Raw genomic sequence first — 16,902 nt, forward strand, 5'->3', positions numbered from 1 at the left:
AAGAGGTGACAATGATGTCCATCTCACGTTCTCTGAGACGTTCCCGCTGGGCCGGGCTCTTCGCGGCCGCTTCGCTGCTGGCCGTCGGAGTGCAGGCGACGCCCGCCGTCTTCGCGCCCACAGAAGCCGCGGCGGCGACCAGCTTCACCGACGACTTCAACGGGTCCGCAGGCAGCCCCGCCGACGGTTCGAAGTGGAACTATGAAACCGGCGACAACGTCAACAACCACGAGCGCCAGTACTACACGTCCGGCACGAACAACGCCGCACTCGACGGCCAGGGCCACCTCGTGATCACGGCCAAGCGCGAGAACCCGGGCAACTACAACTGCTGGTACGGCCGCTGCGAGTACACGTCCGCGCGCCTCAACACCTCCGGCAAGTTCAGCCAGGCCTACGGCCACTTCGAGACCCGCATGAAGCTCCCTCGCGGCCAGGGCATGTGGCCCGCGTTCTGGATGCTCGGCGGCGGCAACTGGCCGACCGACGGCGAGATCGACGTGATGGAGAACGTCGGCTTCGAGCCCAACACCGTGCACGGCACCATCCACGGCCCCGGCTACTCGGGCGCGGGCGGCATCGGCGCCGGCTACAGCGGCCCCAACTTCTCCGACGACTTCCACACCTACGCCGTGGACTGGTCACCCAACAAGATCGTCTGGACGGTCGACGGCAACGTCTACCAGACCCGCACGCCGGCCGACCTCAACGGCAACCGCTGGGTCTACGACCACAACTTCTTCATCATCATGAACCTCGCCGTGGGCGGCTACTGGCCGGGCGACCCCAACGGCAGCACGCAGTTCCCGCAGCAGCTGGTCGTCGACTACGTGCACGTGACCACGAGCACCGGCGGCGGCACCACGCCGCCGAGCGGGCGCACCGGCACGATCACCGGCATCGGCGGCAAGTGCGTCGACGTCGCGGGCGCCAGCAGCGCCAACAGCACACCGATCCAGATCACCGACTGCAACGGCAACGCCGCGCAGAACTGGACCGTCGGCAGCGACGGCACCCTGCGGGCGCTGGGCAAGTGCATGGACGTCACCGCGGCCGGCACGAACGACGGCACTCCCGTGCAGCTCTACGACTGCAACGGTTCCGGCGCCCAGCAGTGGGTGGTCACCGCGGCGCACGACATCGTGAACCCGGCCGCGAACAAGTGCCTCGACGCCACGGGCAACAGCTCGGCCAACGGCACCCGCCTGCAGATCTGGACCTGCACGGGCACGGCCAACCAGAAGTGGACCGCACCCTGATCCACTGACACCGGCGATACGCGTTGCGCCACAACGAGTTCCCGGTGCTTTGAAAGCCGCCGCGCGGGGCTGCTCGCCTCCTCTCCCTCCTCCGGCAGCCTCGCGCGGTGTTCCACTCCGGTCCCCACCGGCTCCCCGTTCGCCCGGGTGACGCGATCCCGACCGGATCGCGTCACCCGGAGCCCCGGATCCCCACCGGCCCGCCTCCACCCGAGGCACCGCCGGGCTTCCGCGAACGCGCTCGATCCGCCCGTTCCCCACTGGCCTGGTCCCCACCGGGCTTTTCTCCCCTCCCCAAAACCGCCCGACAGACAGCCCCCGCCCTCCCAAGGGGGGCGTCCCCATCCCATTCTACCGGCGAGGTCTGACAAGAAGTGGCCAAGCGGTCACACAGGGTCAGGTTATCCACAACTCGCCTCGCCTGTGGACAACCGAAATCTCCCTTCCCCCCAAGGAGAACCCCACCGTGCGGCGATTCCTCGTCGCGTTGGCAGGCTGTTTCCTGCTGACGCTTTCCTTCCTGTCCGCAACCTCAGCCTCAGCGGCACCAGCGACACCGGCCGCACCGGCGGCTCCCGCGGCACCCGCCGCCGCGCCCACCGCGGCCCAGCTGCTCGCGAAGACCAACTCGTGCCAGCAGATCTCCAACGGCAAGTACAGCTACGACGAAGGCGGCGCGGCCACCGTGCCCGTCTGTCAGTCCAGTGGTGCGGTGTTCTTCAAGGCCGACATGGACATCGACTGCGACGGCCAGCGCACGACGCAGTGCAACGAGAACACCGACTGCTGCTTCTACCCGGACACGGCCTTCCACACGTCCACCGACCAGCCGTTGAACGCGGCGCAGCTGCCCTACATCGTGCTGCCGCAGCCAACGTCCACTTGGGACTACCGCCAGTACGGGATCGACGGTGGCTCGGTGGTCGCCGTCATCTACAACAACAAAGTCACCTACGCGGTCGTCGGTGACACCGGCCCGACAAGCATCATCGGCGAGGCCTCCTACGCCACGGCCGTGAGCCTCGGCATCGACCCCGACCCGAGCACCGGCGGCACCGAGGGCCCGGTCACCTACGTCGTGTTCCCGAACACGCACGTGAACCCGATCGAGAACCACAACACCGCGGTGAGCGTCGGCGAGTCGTCGGCAAGCACCTGGGTCGGCGGCGGCCAGACCGACCCGCCGACGGGCGGCGCCGGCCAGATCACCGGCCTCGGCGGCAAGTGCGTGGACATCGCGGCGGCCAACAGCGCCAATGGGACCGCCGTGCAGCTGTATGACTGCAACGGCACCACCGCACAGCAGTGGACCGTCGGCTCCGACGGCACGATCCGCGCGCTCGGCAAGTGCCTCGACGCCGCCGGCACCGCAAACGGCACCAAGGCCCAGATCTGGGACTGCACCGGCGGCGCGGTCCAGCGCTGGAGCCGGAACTCGACCGGCAACCTCGTGAACGCCGCCTCCGGCAAGTGCCTCGACGCCACGGACAACAGCTCCGCCAACGGCACCCGCCTGCAGATCTGGACCTGCGCCGCCACCGCCAACCAGAAGTGGACGGTGTCGTAGGCATGCGCAAACGCCACCTGCTCCCACTGCTCGGCGCGGCGGCCCTGGCACTGTCCACAATGGCCGTCCCGATCGCGCAAGCGGCCAACGAAACCGTGAACGTCTGGCTCACCACGACCGACGACTCCCGGGGCGTGAACGTGACCCGTGGCCTGCAGCAGCAGGCGCCGGTCTCGTTCTCGGCCGGCACGGGCAGCGGTCAGCAGACGATCAACGTCAACGAGAACACCACATACCAGCAGTTCGAAGGCGGCGGCGCGTCGTTCACCGACACCGCGGCGTGGCTGATGAACTCCTCCGGCGCGCTGCCGGCGAGCACCCGCAGCTCGGTGATGCAGAAACTCTTCGACCCGAACACCGGGATCGGCCTGAGCTTCCTGCGCAACCCGATCGGCGCGTCGGACCTCGCCCGGTTCAGCTACACGTTCGACGACATGCCCGCCGGACAGACCGACCCGAACCTCACCCACTTCTCGATCGCCCACGACCAGGCCGATGTGCTGCCGCTGACGCAGCAGGCCAAGCAGCTCAACCCGCAGATGAAAATCATGGTGTCGCCGTGGAGCGCGCCGCCCTGGATGAAGGACAACGACAGCTACAACCTCGGCTGGGTCGAGTCCCAGTACTACAACGCCTACGCCCAGTACTTCGTCAAGTACCTCCAGGCCTACCGCAGCGCCGGCGTGCCGATCGACTACCTCTCCGTGTCGAATGAACCGACGTGCTGCAACGGCTACCCGTCCACGAACTGGAACGGCTCCGGCCTGGCCTTCTTCACGAAGAACAACCTGCTCCCGGCACTGCACACCGCGGGGCTGCCCACGAAGGTCCTCGCGCTCGACTGGAACTGGGACCAGTACCAGGCGTACGCGGCACCGACCATGGACGACGCCGCGATCCGCGACGATCCTAACTTCGGCGGCATGGCATGGCACGGATACGGCGGCAACGTCGCGCAGCAGACGACCGTGCACAATCAGTACCCGAACGTGAACGCGTACTCGACCGAGCACTCCGGCGGCACCTGGATCGCCAACCAGCAGGCCGAGGACATGAACAACATCATCGACTACACCCGCAACTGGAGCCGGTCGGTCACCAAGTGGAGCCTTGCCGTGGACCAGAACATGGGTCCGCACAACGGCGGCTGCGGCACGTGCACCGGGCTCATCACCGTCCACAACGGAGACTCGCGCAACGGCCAGGTCGACTACACCGTCGAGTACTACACGATGGGCCACCTCACCAAGTTCGTGAAGCCGGGCGCCGTGCGGATCGACTCGAACGACAACGCCACCGTGCGCAACGTCGCGTGGAAGAACCCGGACGGGTCCAAGGCACTCATCGCGTACAACTCGGGCACGGGCAACCAGAGCGTGCGCGTGAACTGGGGCGGGCAGTCGTTCACCTACACGCTGCCGGGACACACCTCGGCGACGTTCACGTGGAACGGCACGCAGGCGGGCGGGGGCACCACCACGCCGCCGACCGGCCGCACCGGCCAGATCACGGGGCTGGGCGGCAAGTGCCTCGACGTCGCGGGCGCCAACAGCGCCAACGGCACCGCCGTCGACCTCTACGACTGCAACGGCACGGGCGCACAGCAGTGGACCATCGGCTCCGACGGCACGATCCGGGCGCTGGGCAAGTGCCTCGACGTCAGCGCGGCGTCCACAACGGACGGTTCGAAAGTCCAGCTGTACGACTGCAACGGCACCGGCGCACAGCAATGGACGGCCAACTCGTCCCGCGACATCGTGAACACCGCCGCCAACAAGTGCCTCGACACCACCGGAAACACCTCGGCCAACGGCACGCGCACGCAGATCTGGACGTGCACCGGCGCGGCCAACCAGAAGTGGACCGCACCGTAACCCTCCCCAGGAGTCCCCGATGAGAAGAAGAGTCCTCGCGGCGATCGGCGGCCTGCTCGCCGCCTCCGCCGTCACCCTGATCCCGGCCGACGCGCAGGCAGCGACCGGGCAGATCACCGGCCTCGACGGCAAGTGCGTCGACGTCGCCGGCGCGAACAGCGCCAACGGTTCCGCCGTGCAGCTCTACGGCTGCAACGGAACCACGGCACAGCAGTGGAACGTCGGCTCCGACGGCACGATCCGGGCGCTCGGCAAATGCCTCGACGTGGCCTCGGCGGCCACCACCGACGGCGCCAAGGTGCAGCTGTACGACTGCAACGGCACCGGCGCGCAGCAGTGGACGGTCAGCGCCGCCCACGACATCGTGAACACGGCGGCCGACAAGTGTCTCGACGCCACCGGCAACAGCTCCGCCGATGGCACCCGGCTGCAGATCTGGACGTGCACCGGCACCGCCAACCAGAAGTGGACCGCGCCTTCCGGTGGCGGCGACACGACCCCGCCGCCTTCGGCCGGCGCGATGGCTGTGGCCCCGTACATCTACAACGGCTGGGGCGCGCCGCCGAATCCGACCACGATCATGAACGCGACGGGCGTGAAGTGGTTCACGCTGGCGTTCGTGCTGTCCAACGGCTACTGCAACCCGCAGTGGGACGGCGCGCGTGCCCTCACCGGCGGCGTGGACCAGGGCACGATCAACACCGTGCGCGGCGCGGGCGGCGACGTGATCCCGTCGTTCGGCGGTTACAGCGGCAACAAGCTGGAGTCCTCGTGCGGCAGCGCGGGTGAGCTCGCGTCGGCGTACCAGAAGGTGATCAACGCCTACGGCCTCAAGGCGATCGACATCGACATCGAGGCCGACGCCTACAGCAACCCGACGGTGCAGCAGCGCACCGTCGACGCGCTGAAGACCGTGCGCGCCAACAATCCGGGCATCAAGATCTACGTCACGTTCGGCACGGGCACCAGCGGCCCGGACTCGAGCCTGGTCAACCGCGCGGCGCAGTCCGGCTTCGCGGCCGACGGCTGGGTCATCATGCCGTTCGACTTCGGCGGCGCCGGGCAGAACATGGGCACCCTCACCACGCGTGCGGCCGAGGGGCTGAAGAACGTCGTCAAGAACGCCTTCGGCTACACCGACGACAACGCCTACCGGCACATGGGCATCTCGTCCATGAACGGCATCACCGACCAGAACGAAACGGTGACTGTGGCGGACTTCACCACCATCCTGGGTTACGCGAACCAGCACCACCTGTCGCGGCTGACGTTCTGGTCGGCCAACCGTGACCGGCCGTGCACGGGGGGTCCGGACGACAGCTGCTCGAAGGTCTCGCAGCAGCCGTGGGACTACACCAAGGTGTTCGCCCGGTACGCGGGCTGAGGATCCGAAGTGGACTGACCCGCAATTACTAATCCGGACAAAAGTAGGCCGACCCCCCGCGCGCCACGTAACCGTTGCTACGAAGCCATTCGGCCGTGACTGTGGTCGGGTTGGTAACTATCGGCACAGTACGCAACGGCGGACCGTGATCTCCCCCCGGGGACCACGGTTCGCCGTTGCTCCACCATCTCCACCATCTCCTGGCCACGCACGCCGGATCGGGCACTGGGGGCGACCATCCCGATTCGGTCTTCGCGAAGGCGCCCACACCCCGTCTGGGGGTTCCGGGGCCTGGGGTGCCATCGCTTCACGCGACCTGCTGAAGACGTTAATCAGGTGTCCGCGATCTTGACACCACCCAGACTACGGACGACCCGAACGGCCACAATCGGGTGCCCATCCGCACGAAAGCACGCTATGTAAGCAAGTGCTTCATCCCTTTTCCGACGGAAGTAGTGCCGTTCCTGCGTCGCGGACGCGCAACCCGTGGCAAACGTTTTCCATGGCGCAGCACACACTTTTCCGTTGGGTCACGGCGATTTTCGGGCCCCTGACACGGATCTCGCCCCGGCGCTAAACCGCGCGCAGTCCGGTTTGGACCACCACTGTGAGCTACAGACTCGCGCCGTCCGCCGAACGCTCCGAGTACGCCTCGACGAGCTGCGCTTCGGCGTCGGAGAGGTAAGCCGCGAGCAGTTTTTCCGCGCGCCGGCCGTCCCCTTCCCCGAGCGGCCCGAGCAGTTCGCGGTTGCGCGGCAGGTAGCGCTCGTGGAACCGCCGCGGGTCGGCCATCACGTGGAACACCAGCCGCAGCTCGGCCGTGAGGCCCTGCATGAGCTCGACCACGCGCTCGCTCCCGGTCAACGCGACGATCTCGCTGTGGAACCGGATGTTCGCCGTGCCGAGGTCCTGCCAACGGCCGGTTTCGGCCGCTTCGTCACCCTCGGCGACCGTGGCCGTGATCTTGTCGTAGGACGCCGGCCGCTCGGTGATCCCGCGGACCGCGGCGCACTCGACGAGCTTGCGGACGCGGTAGATGTCGCGCACGTCGTCGACCGTCGGCACGCGGACGAAGACGCCGCGGTTGAGCTCGTGGGTGAGCAGCCGCTCGTGCGTGAGCAGGCGGAACGACTCGCGCAGCGTGTTGCGCGAGACGCCCAGCGCGTTGCCGATGTCCTGCTCCGACAGCCGGCTGCCGGGCAGGAAGAAGCCCTCGGCGATGCGCGTGCGCAGCACTCCGGCGACCCGCTCCGCTGTGCTCGTGCGGCTCAGCAGGCCGCGGTCGGCTTCCAGGCCCAGCGGGCTCTCGTCGGTGACCACGTCGCCCAGCGTAGCCGCAGGGTTGAGAACAATAAAATGGGAGACTTGTGGAATTGTTCAACGATCCGTACGGTGACTGCCATGTGACTCGTGCCACTATGAGACTCTCCCTGCGAGGTACCCATGAACACGAACGTGACAGCAGGCACCACGAGTGCGGCCCGGCCGTTCGACTGGTTCCGCTCCCTCGGACCCAAGGGCAAGCGCGCCTTCTTCGCCGCCTTCGGCGGTTACGGGCTCGACTCCTTCGACTACCAGACCCTGCCGTTCGGTCTGGCCGCCATCACGGCGTACTTCGGCATCTCCTCGGGCGAGGCCGGCCTGCTCAGCACGACCACGCTGGTCGTCTCCGCGATCGGCGGCATCGGCGCCGGCGTGCTGGCCGACCGCATCGGCCGTGTCCGCACGCTGCAGCTGACCATCGCGCTGTACACGGTCTTCACGGTGCTCTGCGGTTTCGCACCGAACTTCGAGACGCTGCTGGTGTTCCGCGGCCTGCAGGGCCTCGGCTTCGGTGGCGAGTGGGCCGTCGGCGCCGCGCTGGTCGCCGAGTACTGCTCGGCGCGCTACCGCGGCCGGACCGTCGCGTTCGTGCAGAGCGCGTGGGCCGTGGGCTGGGGCCTACTGGTGATCGTCTACACCGTGCTGTTCAGCGTGCTCGACGACGCCGTCGCGTGGCGCGTGCTGTTCTGGGTCGGTGTGCTGCCGGCGCTGCTGGTGCTGTGGGTGCGCCGCCGCGTGGCCGACGCCGAGCACGTGACCGAACGCCGCCTGACGACTCTGAAGATCAAGGCGCGCAGTTCGCTCGCGGGCATCTTCCGCCCCGGCCTGCTGCGCACCACGCTCTTCGCGGCGCTGCTCGCGACCGGTGTCCAGGGCGGGTACTACACGCTGTTCACGTGGATGCCCCAGTACCTCAAGACCTCCCGCGGCCTTTCCGTGGTCGGCACCGGCGGGTACTTCGCGCTGCTGATCCCCGGCGCGTTCATCGGCTACGTCTGCGGCGGGTACCTCGCGGACCTGTTGGGGCGCAAGCGAACCTTCCTGCTGTTCTCCGTGCTGTCGGCGGCGCTGATCGTGCTGTTCGTGCAACTGCCCTACGGCGCCAACGGCCTCATGCTGCTGATCAGCTTCCCGCTGGGCTTCTCGACGTCGGCGATCTTCAGCGGCTTCGGCGCGTACCTCGCGGAGCTGTACCCGACCGAGGTCCGGGCGACGGGCCAGGGCTTCACGTACAACTTCGGGCGCGCGGTGGGCGCCGCGTTCCCCGCGGTGGTCGGGTTCATGGGCGCGGGCGGCGCGATCGCGCTCGGCGCCGTCGGGTACGCGATCGCCGCGCTCGCGTTGCTGGGCCTGCCCGAAACCCGCGGACGGGAACTGACCGGGATCGGGTCATGACCACGTTCCGCGACCCCGCCACGCTGACGCCCGCCGAGGCCCGCGCGCTCTTCCGCGCGGGCACCGAGCGACCGACCGAGGGCTGGGCGCGGGGCTACGCGCAGGCCAACCTGATCGCCGTGCCGCAGGACTGGGCCGAAGACGTACTGCTGTTCTGCGCGCGCAACCCGCGCGCGTGCCCGGTGCTCGACGTCAGCCGGCCCGGCGACCCAGGCTCGCGGCTCGCGCCAGGCGCCGACCTGCGCACTGATCTGCCGCGCTACCGCGTGTGGCACAACGGGGTGCTGACCGGCGAGGTCGGCGACGCGACGGGCCTGTGGCGCAGCGACATGGTGGCGTTCTCCATCGGCTGCACCTACTCGTTCGAGGCGCCGCTGGTCGCGGGCGGCGTGCCCCTGCGGAACCTGACACAGGGGCGCGGCGTCGCGATGTACGTGACCGACCGGCCGTGCACGCCGGCCGGGCGGCTGCACGGACCGTTGGTGGTGACGATGCGGCCGGTCCCGGCCGAACTGCTCGACGAGGCCGTGCGGATCACCTCCGCGTCGCCCTCGCTGCCCGGCGCCCCGGTGCACGTCGGCGATCCGGCCGCGCTGGGCATCGCGGACCTGGCGCGTCCCGACTTCGGCGACGCCGTGGACCTGGAACCCGGTGACGTGCCGGTGTTCTGGGCCTGCGGCGTCACCCCCCAGGCGGCGGTGATGGCTTCGCGGCCGCCGTTCGCCATCACGCACGCGCCGGGGTACATGTTCTTGACAGACCAGCGCGAGACGGGAGAGACATGGATCTGAACAGCGACCTCGGCGAAGGCTTCGGTGCGTGGCGGATGGGCGACGACGAGGCGATGCTCGACATCGTGACCAGCGCGAACATCGCGTGCGGCTTCCACGCGGGCGACCCCGGCGTGATGCGGCGGGTGTGCGCCCGCGCGGCCGAGCGCGGCGTGACGATCGGGGCGCACGTGGGGTACCGCGACCTCGCCGGCTTCGGGCGGCGGGCGCTGGACATCTCGCCTGCGGATCTCACGGACGACGTGCTGTACCAAATCGGCGCGTTGGACGCGTTCGCGCGGGCGGCGGGGTCTTCGGTGAAGTACGTGAAGGCGCACGGTGCGCTGTACAACACGGCGGCGGTGGATCCGGCGCAGGCGGCGGCGCTCGTGGAGGGCGTGCGGCAGTTCGGCACCGGGTTGGCGCTGTTGTGTCCCCCGGACTCGGAGATGCTGCGCGCGGCTTCGGCGGCCGGGGTGACCGGGTACGCGGAGGCGTTCGCGGACCGGGCTTACACGCCGGAGGGGCAGCTCGTGTCGCGCAAGCTGCCGGGTGCGGTGCTGCACGACGCCGACCAGGTCGCCGCACGGGCCACGGCCATGGCGACGACGGGTTCGGTGATCGATGTGGCCGGCGGGAAGCTCGACCTACGGGCGGTTTCCCTTTGTGTGCACGGTGATACGCCGGGGGCCGTGGACATCGCGCGGCGGATTCGCGCTTCGTTGACGGAGGCGGGGGTCACGGTGGAGTCGTTCGTGTGATGGCCGTGTTGCCGTACGGCGGTTCCGCGGTTCTCGTGGAGGCTCAGGACGTGCTCGGGTTGCAGGCGGCGTTGGAGTCGGATCTGCCGGCCGGGGTGGTGGAGCTGGTGCCGGCCGCGCAGACGCTGTTGGTGCGGTTCGATCCTGCGGTGGTGGAGGTGGCTTCGTTGACGCGGTTGTTGTCTTCGGTGTCCACTGTGGATGTTGTCACCGGCTCTTCGGGTGCTGTCACCGTGCCGGTGCGATACGACGGGGCGGATCTCGCCGATGTCGCGGAGGCTTCGGGGTTGTCGGTGCGGGAGGTCGTGTCCTTGCACAGCTCGGCTTCGTACGTGGTGTCGTTCTGCGGCTTCGCGCCGGGCTTCGCTTACTTGACGGGCCTGGATCCCGCACTGCACCTGCCGCGCCGTTCCGTGCCACGCACCCGCGTGCCCGCCGGTTCGGTCGCCATCGCGGGCGAGTACTCGGCGGTCTACCCCCGCCCGTCCCCCGGTGGCTGGCAACTGGTGGGAACGACTTCGCTGCCGGTCTGGGACGTAGAGCGCGACCCGCCCAACCGGCTCACACCGGGCACGCGCGTGCGGTTCGAGGCGGTGTGATGACCGGGAAGGTGGAACTGCTCGCGACCGGTCCCTTCGCGACCGTTCAGGACCTGGGCCGGCCCGGTCTCGCCGCCGTCGGGGTCGGGCGGTCGGGGGCGGCGGACCGTTCGTCGTTGCGGCTGGCGAACCGGCTGGTCGGCAATCCCGAGACGCACGCGGCCCTGGAAGTGACGCTCGGCGGGTTGCGGCTGAGGGTCTCCGAAGCCGCGTTGGTCGCCGTCACCGGGGCGGAGGTCGCGGTGCGGGCCGGGCGGCGGGCGGCCGCACCGAACGGACCTATCGTGCTGCGAGCCGGCGAGGAGCTGGTGGTGGGCACGGCCACCCGCGGCCTGCGCTGCTACGTCGCCGTCCGCGGCGGTTTCGACGTGCGGCCGGTGCTCGGCGCGCGGGCCACCGACACCATGGGCGGTCTCGGGCCGCCGCCCCTGGCTCCGGGCATGACCCTTCCGGTGGGGGACGTCGTCGCCGGGCAGCCGGTCGTCGACCTGGCTCCACTGGCCCGGCTTTCGGAGGAACCGGTCCTGCGCGTCACCCCCGGGCCGCGCCTCGACTGGTTCACGCGGACCGCACTGTCCACTTTGGTCACCTCCCGCTACACGGTGACCGCCGACCTCGACCGCGTCGGCGTCCGCCTCGACGGGCCGCCGCTCGACCGCGCTCGCTCCGGCGAGCTGCCGCCGGAGGCCGCCGTGCCGGGCGCACTGCAGGTGCCACCCTCTGGCGTGCCGATCCTGTTCCTCGCCGACCACCCCGTGACCGGCGGTTATCCCGTGCCCGCCGTCGTCCGCGAACCCGACCTCGACGTCGCCGCGCAGCTGCGGCCCGGTCAGCGCGTGCGCTTCGCGCTGAGCCGCGAAGGCTGACACCAGGCAGAACACCGCCAGTGACACCTCGAGCACCGCCATTGCCACCGACGCCGCGACGTCCGGCCCGGCCGTGGTCACGTCGAACCATGCATCGACCAGCAGGAGCGCCCCCGTGGCGGCCGCAGGGACAGGCGCGCGGCGATCGCCGCGCAGCAGCCACCAGCCCGTGAGCAGCAGGCCGACCGACTCCAGCACGTCGAGCCCCACCCACGCGAGCCGCCAGTGCTGCGCCGCATACGTGTCGGGCAGAGTCGCGGCCAAGATTCCCAGCCACGGCAGCAATCCCGCTCCGGCGAGCGCCGGCACCCAACCCCGCTTCATGACTTCCCCCTTCGTCCCGGCCAGGCTAGCCAATTACAGAGACTTTCTGCAAACTTTTTCTGCAATGGTTCTCTGCACTACGCTGAGTGGCATGGCGGAACCACCGGAACAGCGGGTCCTCACCGGCCCCGACCTCAAGGCCCTCCAGAAGGCACTGGCCAACCCGGTGCGCCGCGACATCCTCGGCTACCTGGGCAAACACGGCGAAGCGAATTCGACGAGCGTCGCCAAGGCGCTCGGCGAGAGCACGGGCACCACGAGCTACCACCTGCGCAAGCTCGCCGAGCAGAAGCTGATCGCCGAGATCGAGGAGCGCTCGGCGGGCCGCGAACGGTGGTGGCGCTCGATGATGACCAACATCTACACCCCGCCCGGCCTCGAACTGACCGACGACGAGCGCACGGCCGCCACGCAGATCGGCGCGCTGAAGATGAGCCACGACCTCGACCTCGTCGTCCGCGCATACGCCGGCTACGACAGTTCGGAAGGCTGGAACCAGATCTACCGGGCCGGACTCACGCTCACCAAAGACCAGGTGGAAGCGTTTGCGACCGACTTCCGGGCGCTGCTGTGGAAGTACACGACCGAAGCGGAGCCAGGCGCGCGGGACATGGCCATCCGGCTCGTCGTGCTACCGGAGGACAACCTCACAAACCCGACACCCGCAAAGTCAGATTGAGCCGCCCCGTCAGGCCCAGCGCCGGGTCGGCCGTGCCGGGCAGGGTGCGCGGCACGCCGTGGTACGCCAGCCGCGAAGGGCCGCCGAAGACGAACAGGTCGCCGGAGCGCAGCTCGATGTCCGTGTAGGGCCGGTTGCGGTTCTCGCTGTTGCCGAAGCGGAAGACGCAGGTGTCGCCGAGGCTCAGGGACACGACCGGTTCCAGGGAGCGCTCGTCCTTGTCCTGGTGCTGGCCCATTTTGGCCGCGGCGTCGTAGTAGTTCACGAGTGCGACGTCGGGGTCATAGCCGGCGTGGTCGCCGTACGCCGAGGCCACCGCGCGCCGGCCGAGGTCGCCGAGCCAGGGCGGGAACGGTTCCACCGGCGAGCCGTCCTCACGGGTGCGGGAGTAGCGGTACGGGAGCCAGTGCCAGCCGAGGCAGACCATGCGGACGGACATCACGCCGCCACTGGGCAGGCGAGTCTGGCGGTAGCCGCGCCAGCCACGGCAGGACTCGATGAGCGAGCGCTGTTCGTCGAGGTCGAGCCAGTCGGGGACGTGGACCGCGCCAGGCGCGAGTTCGACCCGGGGACGTGGCAGCAGTTCCATCGCGAGCATTGTCGCATCGCACAGGCAGGGCTCGGCAGACCGCAGGAGCTACCCGAAGGGTCCAGCCGGGTGCTCCTGCGGCGGTACCCCTCGCCGTAACCGCCGCCTCGACACTCCCACATTCATGTGTAACAGGCCAGGTGTCGATCAGCTACAAGATGGACACGTGACGCGACGGTCGAGGGTCATCACCGTGCGTCGCCCGAACTCGCCCGCCCGAACTCGACAACGGTCACGCCGGCTCGCGCGGGCACGGGGTCGTTCATCGCGACCAGTGCGGCCGGCACGTCGTCGAGGCCGATCCGGGTGCCGATCAGGCCCGCGAGGTCGATGCCCGACCGCTCGACCACGCTCAGCAACTCCGGGTACTCGTGCGCCTGCAGGCCATGGATGCCCACGATCTCCAACTCGCCGCCGATCACGCGGTGCATCGGGATCGGCGCGACGCCCTGCGCGGGCGGCATCAGGCCCGCCTGCACGTGGCGGCCGCGTTTGCGCAGGCTGCCGACCGACGCGGCGCAGGTGGCCGGCGAGCCCAGGCAGTCGAGTGACACGTGGGTGCCACCGCCGGTCAGCGACCGGACGTGCTCGGCCAGCGCCTCCGGCCCCTCGAACACGCCCGCGTCGACGCTCAGCACCGCACCCGACCGCTCCGCGAGCGCCCGCGCGGCCGGCGAGACGTCCACGGCCACGACCTTCGCGCCCGCAGCGGCGGCCAGCAGCACGGCGGAGATCCCGACGCCGCCGCAGCCGTACACGGAAACCCACTGGCCCGCACGCACACCGCCCTGCCGCAGCACCGCGCGGAACGCCGTGCCGAAGCGGCAGCCGAGCGCCGCGGCCTCCGCCGCCGACATCGCGTCCGGCAGCGCGACGAGGTTGGCCTGCGCGTGCTCGATCGCCACGAACTCCGCGAACGACCCCCAATGGGTGGCGCCCGGCTGGAACTCGTCGTCGCAGATCTGCTGGTCACCGCGCGCACACTGCGCACAGCTACCGCACGCGCACACGAACGGCACCGTCACCCGCGCGCCGACCTCCCAGCCGCGCACGCCCGCACCGATCGCCGCGATCCGCCCCGCCAGCTCGTGGCCGGCGACGTGCGGCAGCTTCACAGCTTCGTCGTGGCCCTGCCACGTGTGCCAGTCGCTGCGGCACACACCCGTGGCGTCCACCGCGATCACCACCCCACCGGGCGGCGCCACCGGATCCGGCACCTCGACCACCTGGGGCAGCACCCCGAATTGCTCGATCACGACCGCACGCATGGGATTGATCGTAGAGATCGACGACCCGCGCACTCACGCCCTGCTCGGATTGCTCCTGCCGCGCGCTTCCGCCCTGCCCCAACCCCTCAAACCCAGCCCCGGCGCGAGATCGATGCATCGTTGGCCTCGGCTCCGCCGAGGGGCGCGAGATCGCCTTTGAGCGATCTCGCGCGTGGGTCAAGTCACGGCGGGCGGGTCGCTGTGTTCCAGCTGCGAATTCAGCGGTGCAACTGCGCGCGCGAGCGTGGGGGCCCGAGCAACCTGCGCAGGGAATTTGGCGGCACCCCGACGATGTCTTCCAAATTCCTTAGGGCCTGCAACGATTCCGGCCGCTCCGGGCGGCACCGGCCCGACTGCCAGTGGCTCAATGTCGCGAGACTCAGGGAAGTTCCCCTGCCACGCAACCGGTATCTGATCCTGTCCAGTCCCAGCCCCCTCGCCCTGATTGCCGCTCGCAGGGCGTCCGCGAACGGGCCGGCCTCGAGCAGCCGCCCGAGATCCCGTTCCGCCGTTTCCGCCCTGTCCATCGTCGACGTTCGCTGACCGGTCATCGCACACGCTCCGAACCATGTCGCTTCCCGAAACCTCGGAGCGTAGGCCGGACTCCACATGATCGGAAGGGCACTCACCCGCCTGCGGAGAGAGAACGAGCGATCTCCGCCAAGGGTTCTGCGTAGCCGGAATTCACGGTGACGTAGGAAATCCCCCACCGTTCGCGCCACCGGAGAAGAGTTTCCTTTGCCACACCAGGGTTTTCCGGAAGAACCGTGACGGCGCCGCGCGCGGCGAGCTCGGGAACATCCACTCCGGTGTACTTCGCGATGTGGGGTGCCGGCGCATTTCCGACGGCTATCAGATTCACCGAAAGTTCGATCGCCCCGAATCGCGTGCCCGCCATTTCGTGAAAGTTGTCCACAATAGAATCGGCTTCGGATTCCGTGGTCCGGGGTGCCCAGGACAGAGTGACCACATCGGCCTCGCGCGCGGCGAGCGCGAGCATCTTCGGCCCGCCGCCGGCGAGCAGCAGGCGCGGCCGCTCGGGCGTCTCCTTCAGGAACGCGATGGTGTCGGCCAGGCGCGCGATGCGCTCACCCGGCGACGCGAACTCCCGGCCGAGGCCGCGTGCGAACGCACCGGCGCCGGGCCGCCCGACGCCCAGGCCGAGCTCGAACCGGCCGCCCGTCACGCGGTGCAACGTGGACACCTGCCAGCCTAGCTGGCGAGCGTCACGGAACGGGTCGGCGAGCACGAAGGTACCCAGCGTGAGGCGGCTGGTGACGGCAGCGGCCGCGGGCACGAGCGTGAGCGGGTCGGCGTCGCCGACGGGGTCGGTGGCGAGCAGGGTGTCGAGGCCGAGCTCCTCGATCCGGCGAGCCTGGTCGGTCCAGGCCTTGAGGTCGGGGGCGTACCCGGCGACGATCCCGAAGCGGAACGGTTTGATGGTCATGGCGACCATCGTCGGCGCCGGCGGGGGTAGCCCACATCCGCCGAGGAGCGACACCGGCGCGTACGCCCGTCAGCGCAGCGGCTCAGCCTCAGCACACGGCGACGGACAGCGCTTGCGCGATCTCCTTGCCGATCGCGTGCGTCGCCGCGTCCGGCGGCTGGCCCACCTTCACGACCATCGGCCCGCCGAACGGCTGGCGCTCCACCACCTCGATGCGCTCACCCAGGCCGATGGCGTGCTCGGTGAGGTAGCGCAGCAGCTCCGGATCCGTGTCCCACACGCGCACGATCTCGCCGACGGCGCCGGGCGGCAGGTCGTCCAGGATGCGCATCGGCACCTCCTCGACGCTGCCGTCGGGGGCCGGGATGGGGTCGCCGTGCGGGTCGCGCAGGGGGTTGCCGAGCTTGACGGCGATGCGCTCGACCAGCCGGTCGGACACCGCGTGCTCCAGCGCGTCGGCCTCCGAGTGGACCTCGTCCCAGGTGTAGCCCAGCTCGGAGACGAGGTAGGTCTCGATCAGCCGGTGCCGGCGCAACACCGAGCGCGCCAGCAGCCGCCCCTCGGCGGTCAGCTCGATACCCCGGTAGGGCACGTGGGCCACCAGCCCGAGCTGCGAAAGCTTCGTGACCATGCCCGACGCCGACGACGGGCTCACCTCGAGCCGTCCCGCCAGCGTCGCGTTGGTCACGGCCTCACCGCGCTCGACGAGCCCGTAGATCACGCGCACGTAGTCCTCGACCGACGACGACCTCCGGACGGAACCATCTTCCATACCGCATACGATACGGGCTCACCCC

The 16,902-nt window shown here is 69.6% G+C and carries 16 protein-coding genes; 10 read left to right on the forward strand and 6 right to left on the reverse strand.

Features of this window, described 5'->3' with window-relative positions:
• Window positions 1-14 precede the first annotated feature (14 nt).
• The 4 genes from AB0H62_RS26830 to AB0H62_RS26845 all read left to right on the forward strand — a co-directional run bounded on the left by AB0H62_RS26830 (window position 15) and on the right by AB0H62_RS26845 (window position 6,084).
• On the forward strand, window positions 15-1,259 hold the full coding sequence (locus AB0H62_RS26830; protein WP_220244523.1) for a glycoside hydrolase family 16 protein: 1,245 nt from the start codon (window positions 15-17) through the stop codon (window positions 1,257-1,259).
• Window positions 1,260-1,725: 466 nt separating this feature from the next.
• Entirely contained in the window at window positions 1,726-2,826 is a 1,101-nt protein-coding gene (locus tag AB0H62_RS26835; RefSeq protein WP_360588903.1) for a ricin-type beta-trefoil lectin domain protein, read from the forward strand.
• A 2-nt stretch (window positions 2,827-2,828) separates the two neighbouring features.
• Entirely contained in the window at window positions 2,829-4,700 is a 1,872-nt protein-coding gene (locus AB0H62_RS26840) for a ricin-type beta-trefoil lectin domain protein (protein WP_360588905.1), read from the forward strand.
• A gap of 19 nt (window positions 4,701-4,719) precedes the next feature.
• The gene (locus tag AB0H62_RS26845; RefSeq protein WP_360588907.1) at window positions 4,720-6,084 is read left to right on the forward strand and encodes a ricin-type beta-trefoil lectin domain protein; all 1,365 of its coding nucleotides are present in this window, start codon (window positions 4,720-4,722) and stop codon (window positions 6,082-6,084) included.
• Window positions 6,085-6,696: 612 nt separating this feature from the next.
• On the opposite strand, the gene AB0H62_RS26850 is transcribed toward AB0H62_RS26845, so the two are convergent.
• On the reverse strand, window positions 6,697-7,404 hold the full coding sequence (locus AB0H62_RS26850; RefSeq protein ID WP_360588909.1) for a GntR family transcriptional regulator: 708 nt from the start codon (window positions 7,402-7,404) through the stop codon (window positions 6,697-6,699).
• Window positions 7,405-7,527: 123 nt separating this feature from the next.
• Here AB0H62_RS26850 and AB0H62_RS26855 point away from each other — a divergent pair, with 123 nt between their 5' ends.
• The 6 genes from AB0H62_RS26855 (at window position 7,528) to AB0H62_RS26880 (ending at window position 12,801) form a co-directional block, all read left to right on the forward strand.
• Window positions 7,528-8,802 carry an MFS transporter gene (locus AB0H62_RS26855; RefSeq protein WP_360588911.1) on the forward strand — a complete coding sequence of 425 codons (1,275 nt, stop codon included), beginning with the start codon at window positions 7,528-7,530 and terminating at the stop codon, window positions 8,800-8,802.
• Window positions 8,799-9,593, forward strand: a complete 795-nt coding sequence (locus AB0H62_RS26860) for a putative hydro-lyase (protein ID WP_220244526.1) — start codon at window positions 8,799-8,801, stop codon at window positions 9,591-9,593. The genes AB0H62_RS26855 and AB0H62_RS26860 overlap by 4 nt, the downstream gene beginning before the upstream one ends.
• A complete protein-coding gene (locus AB0H62_RS26865; protein ID WP_220244527.1) occupies window positions 9,584-10,333 on the forward strand; it encodes a 5-oxoprolinase subunit PxpA in 750 nt (249 codons plus the stop codon). Before AB0H62_RS26860 ends, AB0H62_RS26865 begins: the two co-directional genes overlap by 10 nt.
• Entirely contained in the window at window positions 10,333-10,932 is a 600-nt protein-coding gene (gene pxpB / locus AB0H62_RS26870; RefSeq protein WP_360588914.1) for a 5-oxoprolinase subunit PxpB, read from the forward strand. The genes AB0H62_RS26865 and pxpB overlap by 1 nt, the downstream gene beginning before the upstream one ends.
• A complete protein-coding gene (locus AB0H62_RS26875) occupies window positions 10,932-11,798 on the forward strand; it encodes a biotin-dependent carboxyltransferase family protein (RefSeq protein ID WP_360588916.1) in 867 nt (288 codons plus the stop codon). Before pxpB ends, AB0H62_RS26875 begins: the two co-directional genes overlap by 1 nt.
• A 415-nt stretch (window positions 11,799-12,213) precedes the next feature.
• The gene (locus AB0H62_RS26880) at window positions 12,214-12,801 is read left to right on the forward strand and encodes a helix-turn-helix domain-containing protein (protein WP_360588918.1); all 588 of its coding nucleotides are present in this window, start codon (window positions 12,214-12,216) and stop codon (window positions 12,799-12,801) included.
• On the opposite strand, the gene AB0H62_RS26885 is transcribed toward AB0H62_RS26880, so the two are convergent.
• The 5 genes from AB0H62_RS26885 to AB0H62_RS26905 all read right to left on the reverse strand — a co-directional run bounded on the left by AB0H62_RS26885 (window position 12,770) and on the right by AB0H62_RS26905 (window position 16,877).
• The gene (locus tag AB0H62_RS26885) at window positions 12,770-13,390 is read right to left on the reverse strand and encodes an alpha-ketoglutarate-dependent dioxygenase AlkB (protein ID WP_360588920.1); all 621 of its coding nucleotides are present in this window, start codon (window positions 13,388-13,390) and stop codon (window positions 12,770-12,772) included. The two genes, AB0H62_RS26880 and AB0H62_RS26885, sit on opposite strands and share 32 nt — an antisense overlap.
• 188 nt (window positions 13,391-13,578) lie before the next feature.
• Complete coding sequence (locus AB0H62_RS26890) at window positions 13,579-14,658, reverse strand: alcohol dehydrogenase catalytic domain-containing protein (RefSeq protein ID WP_360588922.1); 1,080 nt, start codon at window positions 14,656-14,658, stop codon at window positions 13,579-13,581.
• Between the two features lie 218 nt (window positions 14,659-14,876).
• Entirely contained in the window at window positions 14,877-15,209 is a 333-nt protein-coding gene (locus tag AB0H62_RS26895) for a transcriptional regulator (protein WP_255638482.1), read from the reverse strand.
• A 74-nt stretch (window positions 15,210-15,283) separates the two neighbouring features.
• Window positions 15,284-16,105, reverse strand: a complete 822-nt coding sequence (locus AB0H62_RS26900) for an LLM class flavin-dependent oxidoreductase (protein ID WP_360588925.1) — start codon at window positions 16,103-16,105, stop codon at window positions 15,284-15,286.
• A gap of 88 nt (window positions 16,106-16,193) precedes the next feature.
• Window positions 16,194-16,877, reverse strand: coding sequence for a metal-dependent transcriptional regulator (locus tag AB0H62_RS26905; protein WP_360588927.1), 684 nt, complete (start codon window positions 16,875-16,877; stop codon window positions 16,194-16,196).
• Between the last annotated feature and the right edge of the window lie 25 nt (window positions 16,878-16,902).

This window comes from Amycolatopsis sp. NPDC050768 (assembly GCF_040654155.1).
GTDB lineage: Bacteria > Actinomycetota > Actinomycetes > Mycobacteriales > Pseudonocardiaceae > Amycolatopsis.

Excerpts from the sequence above, each read along its gene's own strand:
- AB0H62_RS26830 (WP_220244523.1), top strand. The coding sequence starts at position 15 with ATGTCCATCTCACGTTCTCTGAGACGTTCCCGCTGGGCCGGGCTCTTC.
- AB0H62_RS26840 (WP_360588905.1), top strand. The coding sequence starts at position 2,829 with ATGCGCAAACGCCACCTGCTCCCACTGCTCGGCGCGGCGGCCCTGGCA.
- AB0H62_RS26845 (WP_360588907.1), top strand. The coding sequence starts at position 4,720 with ATGAGAAGAAGAGTCCTCGCGGCGATCGGCGGCCTGCTCGCCGCCTCC.
- AB0H62_RS26855 (WP_360588911.1), top strand. The coding sequence starts at position 7,528 with ATGAACACGAACGTGACAGCAGGCACCACGAGTGCGGCCCGGCCGTTC.
- AB0H62_RS26860 (WP_220244526.1), top strand. The coding sequence starts at position 8,799 with ATGACCACGTTCCGCGACCCCGCCACGCTGACGCCCGCCGAGGCCCGC.
- AB0H62_RS26865 (WP_220244527.1), top strand. The coding sequence starts at position 9,584 with ATGGATCTGAACAGCGACCTCGGCGAAGGCTTCGGTGCGTGGCGGATG.
- pxpB (WP_360588914.1), top strand. The coding sequence starts at position 10,333 with ATGGCCGTGTTGCCGTACGGCGGTTCCGCGGTTCTCGTGGAGGCTCAG.
- AB0H62_RS26875 (WP_360588916.1), top strand. The coding sequence starts at position 10,932 with ATGACCGGGAAGGTGGAACTGCTCGCGACCGGTCCCTTCGCGACCGTT.
- AB0H62_RS26880 (WP_360588918.1), top strand. The coding sequence starts at position 12,214 with ATGGCGGAACCACCGGAACAGCGGGTCCTCACCGGCCCCGACCTCAAG.
- AB0H62_RS26885 (WP_360588920.1), bottom strand. The coding sequence starts at position 13,390 with ATGGAACTGCTGCCACGTCCCCGGGTCGAACTCGCGCCTGGCGCGGTC.
- AB0H62_RS26890 (WP_360588922.1), bottom strand. The coding sequence starts at position 14,658 with ATGCGTGCGGTCGTGATCGAGCAATTCGGGGTGCTGCCCCAGGTGGTC.
- AB0H62_RS26895 (WP_255638482.1), bottom strand. The coding sequence starts at position 15,209 with ATGACCGGTCAGCGAACGTCGACGATGGACAGGGCGGAAACGGCGGAA.
- AB0H62_RS26900 (WP_360588925.1), bottom strand. The coding sequence starts at position 16,105 with ATGACCATCAAACCGTTCCGCTTCGGGATCGTCGCCGGGTACGCCCCC.
- AB0H62_RS26905 (WP_360588927.1), bottom strand. The coding sequence starts at position 16,877 with ATGGAAGATGGTTCCGTCCGGAGGTCGTCGTCGGTCGAGGACTACGTG.